The organism is Bacillota bacterium (assembly GCA_030705925.1).
GTDB lineage: Bacteria > Bacillota > Clostridia > Oscillospirales > Feifaniaceae > JAUZPM01.
Genome location: JAUZPM010000094.1, coordinates 1 through 6,930 on the forward strand (window position 1 = coordinate 1; position 6,930 = coordinate 6,930).

Annotated in this window: 4 protein-coding genes; 2 read left to right on the forward strand and 2 right to left on the reverse strand. The window is 38.5% G+C overall.

Annotated features, from left to right (window positions below; translation table 11 throughout):
* Nucleotides 1-307: 307 nt before the first annotated feature.
* A complete protein-coding gene (locus tag Q8865_10675; GenBank protein ID MDP4153880.1) occupies nucleotides 308-2,545 on the forward strand; it encodes an AraC family transcriptional regulator in 2,238 nt (745 codons plus the stop codon).
* A gap of 43 nt (nucleotides 2,546-2,588) precedes the next feature.
* On the opposite strand, the gene Q8865_10680 is transcribed toward Q8865_10675, so the two are convergent.
* Nucleotides 2,589-3,068, reverse strand: a complete 480-nt coding sequence (locus Q8865_10680) for a hypothetical protein (GenBank protein MDP4153881.1) — start codon at nucleotides 3,066-3,068, stop codon at nucleotides 2,589-2,591.
* Between the two features lie 15 nt (nucleotides 3,069-3,083).
* Complete coding sequence (locus tag Q8865_10685; protein MDP4153882.1) at nucleotides 3,084-3,527, reverse strand: cell wall hydrolase; 444 nt, start codon at nucleotides 3,525-3,527, stop codon at nucleotides 3,084-3,086.
* A gap of 196 nt (nucleotides 3,528-3,723) precedes the next feature.
* Here Q8865_10685 and Q8865_10690 point away from each other — a divergent pair, with 196 nt between their 5' ends.
* Nucleotides 3,724-6,750, forward strand: coding sequence for a phosphodiester glycosidase family protein (locus Q8865_10690; GenBank protein MDP4153883.1), 3,027 nt, complete (start codon nucleotides 3,724-3,726; stop codon nucleotides 6,748-6,750).
* Nucleotides 6,751-6,930: the final 180 nt, after the last annotated feature.

The window sequence follows — 6,930 nt, forward strand, 5'->3', positions numbered from 1 at the left end:
GTATCCGACTATGCAAGAGATGACATCCTGCTGTTAGCCGCAAACGGTTACATCAACGGCACTGACGGCATGATCAACCCAACCGGCACAGCAACAAGAGGCGAAACAGCTCAGATGCTGACAAACTTCTTTAAAAAATAAGAATATTAGCATGATACAATAATAAAAGGCACTTCTAGGAGTGCCTTTTATTATTGTAATTTTAAAGTTAAATAATAGGATTAAGTTTATATTTTGTTGAAAAACAAAAATTATTGCTATAAAATATAGACATAGTAAAGTAAAATAGATGAAAGGGGGAAAAACAGTGAAAAAATGGTATAAGGAAAAAATGGGCAAACGCTATTTATTTTCATATCTTGTTGTAAGTATAATTCCGGTTTTTTTAATCAGCTTAATTTATATAATCATAGGGGTTACGAATTTCGAACAGGAGACAAACAAGTCGATGTCTCTTCAATTGGATCAAATTAAAAATACTATCGATTATGACATAAAGGATATGGAGTCCGCGATCATACATTTTTCTTCTAATCCAGAGCTTTTGAAAAGCTATGACCAGAAAAATATTGATTTTATATCAGAACAACTTGCAAATTATAAACAAAACTTTCCTTTATCAAAAGAAATATTATATTATAAACACGGGACGGCATTTGTTTTTACATCTGAGGGAATCGTGGATTATAAAGCTTTTGAAGAGCAAAATAACCTTTCAGAACAATTTACGATGACTAATTTTTTCAGTAAATTAAATACCATTACAAGAAGTTATCTGATTTCAATTAAGCAAGGTTATCCGAACAACACAGTTGCTGGGAATCTGATAGCGTATATGCAACCTATTCCCTATCTCGATAATGACCCTAGCGGTACGATGGCGTTTTTAATCGATCGGCAAAAAATCACCGACATTTTTGAAAACTATATTGGCGACTTCAAGGGTTATGCATTTATTTATGACAATTCCCTTTCAACTACATATGTGTACGATAACTATAAGAAGCTTAACATAGATACTGTTTCTATAAAACTTGGAGGGCTAAAAGGAACAGAAGTCGGACAAGTAACAATTGACGGCAAAAAAATGATTACAGTCAGAAAAGTATCAGAAAACCTTGGCTTCAGCTATGTTATCGCAATGCCTTACAATGAGTTTTATAAGCAAGTATGGAAGAGCTTTAGTCTTGTGTCGTGGCTTTCTATTATTTTCATATTTTTACTGATAGGCTTTGCTGTAATGCAGGCTATCAGGAGTTATAAACCAATAAATGCATTATTTCATGAGATGGTAGGGGAGGAAGACGAACCATTTGATGAAGGAACTGATGTTCTTGAACGTATAAGAAACAGCTATAGTAATGTTACCACTAAAAACAGGGAATTGCTTGTCCAGGTGAGTAAGCAAAGCTCTTTTGTTAGAGAACAATTTTTTAAGAATTTACTTCTCGGAAGAGTTAGCATGGATGATAATATCCAGCTTGCCACAAAACGAGCTAATGTTGAATTTTATGGTGAAAAATATTTTGTTGTGGCAGTTCAGCTTAATCAGCAAAGTATAGTCAGCGACAACACAATAGAATATATAAATGAAATTTATCTCAAAAGTGGTAAGGCTTACGGTGTAGAGATGGAAAACGAAGGCAAAATTGCTGTAATTGTTAATCTTACCATTGATGGATCTGAAGAAGATATAAGATATAGTACAGCAAATAGTTTGAAAGAACTGTTTGCCCAGTGCGGATACACAGACATGAGTTTAGGCGTTGGAAACGTTTATGATGACATGCTGAATCTATATGTCTCATATTTTGAAGCGCTTACTGCGGTTGATAATGCAAAGAAAAATAATGAGAATATTTCCTTATTTGTTGGGGATGACGACGCTAATAGTTACATATATCCGGCGACAGAGCGCGCGCTTTTTCAGCAAAGTTTGCTTCATGGCAATGTTGATGCCGCGCTTTCAGCATTAAACAAGATGATTAAAAATGTTGAAGAAAACAGCCCGTCGTTTCTAATGACACGCTGCTTCTGCTTTTACATTATCAACACTATTATAGAAGTTTGTAACAATCTGGAAACAGAGGTTAACGAATCAGAACTTGCGCAGGTGGCGGTTCAGAACAGCTTATCAGAATTCCATGAAAAATTAAGTAATTTGACTCGTGACATATGCTCTAACGTCCGTCAGACAGAAGTTCAGCAATCCAGACAGCGGGCGAATGATCTTATTGAATATGTAAATCAACATTTTTCAGAGTATAACATGTCAATTGAAAACATGGCCAGACACTTTGAACTTTCTGAAAGATATCTCAGGCGCTTTTTTAAAGATGAAACTGGATGTAATTTTATGCAGTACGTTACAATGCTGAGGTTTAACTTTATTAAGAAAAATCTTATTTCAACAGATACACCAGTAAAAGATATCGTTCAATCAGCAGGATATTCTGACGTTGCAAACTTTATTAGAAAATTTAAGTCAATAGAAGGGGTTACACCCGGTCAATTCAGAGAACTGTCTAAGACACTTAAAAGTTAATAAACGGGAGCTGTTATTTAATATACCAGCTCCCGTTTTATTTTTATTCGTAAAATGTAACGAATTTAATCGAATAAAGATCTGATAGCAATCTTGAACCTGATTGATCTCTAAGTACAAGATAACTATAGCCAACGTCTTCTATTACTCCAACTCTGTCAGTAAGTATATTGGTTCCAATTAAGTATTCTACTCTTACTCTTTTCCCTATATTTTTAAGTAGATATGATTGAAGAAATCCGGGATCAAATACCGATGGTACTCCTGGCATTCCAGATATTTCACCAGCTCCTGGGAGTTCACTGGTGCCGGGTGACACTTGAGTGTTATCACTTAAATTTTGATTTTGCATTAAGTCCTGCGGCGGCTGCTGTGACTTGGCTGGAGTGGCCACAACATCGACAGATGAGTCTCTGTAATCTCTTAGATCATCATTGGGAGAATACCTATATTGGGGATAGGAATACTCTGACCTGTTTTGATTATAAGAGTTTATTTTTTCATATTGGCTGCTGATTGACATATAAATCCTCCTAAATTAAGTTTCTTTGTAAAGCGAGGTTGGATTGTAAAAACAATGTTGTGCAATCCTTGTATTAATTACGCCTGTTCCGTTTCGAGGGAAGTAAGTTTCACAGCGGGGGCTAAAAGGATTGTAATACCATAAGGACAGTGGGACATTCCATAACTTATTACCGGACAAGGCCCAGTCTGCAATTGCATAATGTTCATCGGTCGGCGTCATGTTGAAAATATTTTGGGGGTTGTATGCACCGCCGACTTCCGTCATTGAACATGTAAACTGATATGGCTGAAGCAGTACTTTTCTTAAATCGCCCTGGTTTACTCTCATGTATTCTCCATATGGAATATTTACACGATTCATAATTACAGTTGCAACACCTTTTTGACCGATATCTCCTTCACTCTCGGCTTCACATCGAATCATCCTTGCAAGAAGTTCCCTTGCTGAAAGGGGCATATAGATCACCTCTTTTTAACTTCATTACTACTAATATATTCATTTTATTTATAGGTGTTAAAGTTTTAATTTAATAAGTAAAAAATACTAAAATTTTAAAATTATATCTTTGAGTACCATTTTTCTGAAACATATGCTAAAATATAAACGTCTATTATTTTTAGAATACAATATTAGTTATATACTGAGGTGCATGATGAAGGCGTTTTTAAAAAGGGTGACAGTAGCTTTATTAATCTCAACAATACTTTTACCTGTGTGTGCTGCTGCAGATACGGCAGAAGCGATCTGGGGGGTTGTGTCAAGGACTTCTTCAGTAATACTTGCAGGTAGTACGAAACTTGTAAAATCCACGTTGACGCACAGTGATTCTTCAAAAAGACAGGAGGAATTTGCTGTAAGCTATATGCCGGGCGGTGATGAGAGGCCACAGGTTGCATACGGTTACAAGCTTTACGGCTCATCTAATATCGATACGGTTAAAAACTTTCTTACTTCAAACGGAAAAAATGTTATAGCTGGGATGAATGCAGACTATTTTTCAACAAAAACTGGATTGCCTTTAGGCCCTGTTATTACATATGGCGTTATCAGAAGTTCGGATGCAGGGAATGCGGCTATAGGATTTAAGTCGGACGGATCTGCCTTTATTGGCACCCCGGAATTAAAGACAGTTATGAAAACTGAAGACCAGACTATAGAAATCGACCATATAAATAAACTTAGACAACCTTATGCCCTATATCTTTTAACGCCGGATTTCTCAACAAGCACGCATAATTCAACGGCCGGCGTTGACGTAGTTATGACGGTCAATTCAGGCGATCTGACTGTAGGCGGTACAGTTAATGCTACAATTGATGAAATTACGCCTTATAACAGTTCAATTAAAATTCCGGACGGGAAATTTATTTTGACAATAGATGATAACGGACCGGCTGAAAAAAGAGCGCAGCTTCTTGCTTTAAAACCTGGACAAGCAGTAACGATTTCAGTTACTTCGGACGACGAGAGATGGAACAGTGCATGGCAGTCGGTTGGCGGAGGTGAAATGCTCGTCAAAGACGGCGTTGCACAGAGCGGGTTTGATAATACTTATGCACCTCGTACAGCGATAGGCATTAAAGAAAGCGGAGAAGTTATTCTCTATGGTGTTGACGGCAGACAATCGGGATACAGTGACGGATATACTTTGAATCAATTAGCACAGCGCATGGTTTCGCTCGGATGCGTTAATGCCATAAACTTAGATGGCGGCGGGTCTACCGCAGTTTCTGCGCTGTACCCTGGATATACTGATACTTCTATTCTTAATTCGCCGTCGGATGGATCACTTCGTAAGTGCGCAAATTATATTTTTATAGTGAATAATGCACCTAAAACAGGGGAACTTACTCATTTGCATCTTTATCCTTACGATGTCATTGCATTAAGCGGTGCAAGGCAGCATTTTGCAGTAAAAGCTTCAGACAAAGGTTACAATGCGGTAGATGCTCCTGATGCTTTCAACTTTACCTGCGATGAAGGTTTAGGCAGTTTCGGCATGGACGGCACATTTACTGCGGGCAGCCCGGGTGAAGGAACTATCACAGCAGCGATAGATAATGCAAGCGGTACGGCTCATGTTAAAGTAGTTGATGAGGTTACTCAAATTAAAGTTTACAATGAGGCTAAACCCGATACGCCGATCGGCTCGCTAAGTCTTGCGGTCGGTGAATCAGCAAACCTGACAGCAAAATCAAAAGTCGGTATTGTTTCAGCCCTCTCAAGCGACAGCAGTTATAAGTGGGTAGTTGAAGGAAATATTGGAACCATTGACAGCAATGGATTATTTACAGCTTCAAATGCCGACGGGGCAACGGGCAGAATCCGCGTTTCGTATGGGTCTGCTGAAGTGGATATAGACGTAACTGTCGGACATCAGCCGCAGTTGTTATCTACGTTTGAATCCCCCGATTCTGTTATCAAATCGGCTTCTACAGGCGAAACAACGTTTTTTGACGAGAAACGCCTTGAATATGTCCGTTATGGTAAAGGAAGCGGCCGGATAGACTTTGATTTTAATAAATCTCAGGATGCCGAAAATTGTGTGGCGCCGGTTAATGCCCCAATCTCAGGCAGTCCGTCTTACATTGGAATGTGGGTATACGGTGACGGATCAAATCACATGCTTTCCGTTAAGACTACCGATGCCTCAGGAAATGACAGTTTGATACCTGTTGCACTGCTTAACGACAAAGGCTGGAGCTATTCAAGCTTTGCACTTCCAGAGAATACAAAAACTATTAAAGATATAGAAATAAAAAGAAACACAATATCAGACATTTCAAATGGCTGCGTATGGCTGGATAATATTGCGGCAGTTTACAGTGCTGACGCTGATGTTTCTCCCCCCTCTGTTAATGACTTAAAAGTTTCATCCGCAAATGATTACGTCAGTATAACTGCAAATGTAAAAGATAATAACAATTGCAGTGTGCTTTCTAAAAACTTGACCGTTAAATGTGAAAATGCTGAAATACAGTATGATTATGATGAAAACAGCGGGGCTCTATCTATAGATTTGTCTGCAAGTTCCAACGATCGTATTGTAAGTATATACGCGCAGGACTTATATGGGAACCTAGTGAAAAAATCGGTGACTATTCCTGCTGGGATAGTATCTCAGGCTCCAAAGCCATTTATTGATATGAACGGGCATTGGGCTGAAGAGTATGTAGATTATCTATATGGCAAATCAGTTATTAAAGGTGAGGAAACAGAGGCTGGCAGCATCTATCGTCCTGACAGCAAAATAACGAGAGCGGAGTTTGCTGTTATAATGTCAAATTATCTTGGACTTGACGTTACACAGTATTCGTCGGTTAATCTTCCATATGTAGATTTGTCATCAGTTCCCTCCTGGGCTTTGCCGCAGGTTAAGGCGTTGTATGGCAACGGAATCTTTACGGGCAGGGGCATCGAAGGCGGAAAGATAATTTTTGATCCTAATTCTCCTATTACAAGGGCTGAGGCAATGACAGTTATCGGACGAACGCAGCCTCGAGGATATGCCGAAAACATATCATTTACTGATACAGATAATATCCCTAAATTTGCACTTCCGTTTGTCAGGAGTCTTGTAGGACAGGGAGCTGTAGCCGGTTATCCAGATGGATCTATTAAGCCAAATGAAAGCATTTCACGCGCAGAAGCGGCTAAAATTTTGTATAATCTTTATTAAAACAAAAAGGGGCTGCTGGAAAATGTGAACTGTACCAGTAAAAACGGACATTGAGAAAAAAGACCTCTGGAAAGGTCAAGAAAAACTAGACACAAAGTTAAGCATTTAAGAATTTTGTATTTCAAACTGAACGGGGCTAAGCCAATCCAGAGCAGAATGAATGCGCTTCGTGTTATAATA

Excerpts from the sequence above, each read along its gene's own strand:
- Q8865_10680 (MDP4153881.1), bottom strand. The coding sequence starts at position 3,068 with ATGTCAATCAGCAGCCAATATGAAAAAATAAACTCTTATAATCAAAAC.
- Q8865_10685 (MDP4153882.1), bottom strand. The coding sequence starts at position 3,527 with ATGCCCCTTTCAGCAAGGGAACTTCTTGCAAGGATGATTCGATGTGAA.
- Q8865_10690 (MDP4153883.1), top strand. The coding sequence starts at position 3,724 with ATGAAGGCGTTTTTAAAAAGGGTGACAGTAGCTTTATTAATCTCAACA.